Annotated in this window: 2 protein-coding genes and 1 pseudogene; all 3 read left to right on the forward strand. The window is 38.2% G+C overall.

All coding sequences use genetic code 11. From position 1 onward, the window contains the following. Positions 1-152: 152 nt before the first annotated feature. Positions 153-953, forward strand: a complete 801-nt coding sequence (locus MNV_RS07915) for a hypothetical protein (protein ID WP_096205038.1) — start codon at positions 153-155, stop codon at positions 951-953. Between the two features lie 96 nt (positions 954-1,049). Then, a complete protein-coding gene (locus MNV_RS07920) occupies positions 1,050-1,562 on the forward strand; it encodes a hypothetical protein (RefSeq protein ID WP_218837944.1) in 513 nt (170 codons plus the stop codon). 73 nt (positions 1,563-1,635) lie between these two features. Then, positions 1,636-1,820, forward strand: a pseudogene (locus MNV_RS21230) (hypothetical protein); the annotation flags it as partial.

Here is a 1,820-nt window from a genome sequence, read left to right on the forward strand (position 1 = left end):
AAAACGTGGGGCTCAGTTACCACTTCAATAAAGCAACTGAGCTCCAGCATTTGCCCGAAGGCATGGTAAGGTTAGCTTTGAAGCTATTTAAAGCCAGCGCCGCGCCTGAGGGCAGCTAAGAAGAGAAAATATAACTGGAGGAATAAGAAAATATGAAAAGAAGTAAAGGAATGCAATTGGGCGCGGTGCTTGCGGCGATGTTGCTGGTGAGCATGGCGCTTGTGTCTGTGGTTAGCGCACAAACGGACACAAAGGGAAAGAAGGAAATAAATAGCGCCAAGGAAATGGATGAATTGGTTAATGAGATATCAAAATATAAACAACAGGGTAAAAATATAAGTTCACTATTGGAAAAATACAATGTCACCCAAGAAACATATAGCAAAAAAGTGTTCAGGTTGCAGAGATCAGCTGATGGTTATCTGATTCCAGTGAATGAATCCAGCACTAAAACTCAAGGAGGAGATGTTACAATTCAGTCAGGTGATTATGCTGACTTGTCAGTTTATATCCATCAAATATCTATTGGAAGTGGATGGGCAACTGTAGATGCGGACTGGTCGTGGTCGTCTGTAGAAACATGGGGATATAGAGGAACTGATGATGTAGTTGATCTTGATTGGTATGCAGACAAATATGTGCTTACTTCACGAAATTTAGGCGGCAGCGGTACATATTGGGCAGGTGTCAACAGTGGCGTAGTAGCTGCTTATTCTCCAGATGCAACAACAAGTGGATGGATGGTTATAGGGCTACAACGCGTGAGTCCAGATGTAATAGGAGATTGGACGCAGGTGAATATAAACTACCATCATACTTATGGGCCTGCCTGGCAATCAATGACTCTTGGAGTTAACGCCGGTGGTTCTGGTGCACAGGGTAGTGTAAGCATTACATTAGATCCAAGCGGAATGTGGACAAAAGGAGATTATAGTAGCTTCCAGATTCAGTGAAGGTTAAACCTTCACTTTTTTATTATTATGACTCAAATAAACGGTAAAAAAAGCATGTCGAGAAACCTAATTTATCTTTTAATTGCAGCTTTCGTCTTGTCAGCAAGCCTGAATATTATCCTTTTAAGTGATTATCTGGATAAAGGAAAAAACAATGGGTTAGATAAAAAATATGAAAAATTAAAACTGGATGAACGTGTTTTAGACTTAATTGGTGATAGACCTTTAAGAGTGAAGCTTGATTTTTATCCACCGATAAACATAGATGAATTCAGGGCTTTCGCTCAAAACCATGGATCAAAACCAGTAATTTTTTTCGGATATAATTTTATTAATAAGAAAGAAAATGATGAACAACTTATTAAAAAATATAACTTACAAGAAGGAGATTATATCACTGATGCGAAGCAACAACTGGAGCCATTCTTAAAAAAGTATGAGAACGAAAGTTTTATTTTGGGGCATTATACTGCAGTCGTAGAAAATGAAAAAATCGTCTCTGAAGAAATAACCACGGCTACTACTTCAAACCTGACAAAATCAAAAATAAAAGAATTACTTAATGATGGGCAGGTACGCGCTATGGAACTGGGGATCATAGAGTATTGAAACCTAATGAAATATTTAATAATTTTAAACGTTTTAGGAGATAACGCGAGTTAATTATACTCAGTACAAAATAATTAACGCTATTTCAGTCGATATCCCAGAAAGTGTATCTGAAAAGTTAAAGAAAAACCCGAAAATAAAATATATAGAAGAAGATGTGCAGGTACAGATAGCAGACAAGCCATCACAGCCTCCACAGCAAATCACATGGGGCGTTGCAAGAGTAAAAGCGCCTGAAGCATGGAACAATTCAACAGG

This window comes from Candidatus Methanoperedens nitratireducens (assembly GCF_900196725.1).
Taxonomy (GTDB): domain Archaea; phylum Halobacteriota; class Methanosarcinia; order Methanosarcinales; family Methanoperedenaceae; genus Methanoperedens; species Methanoperedens nitroreducens_A.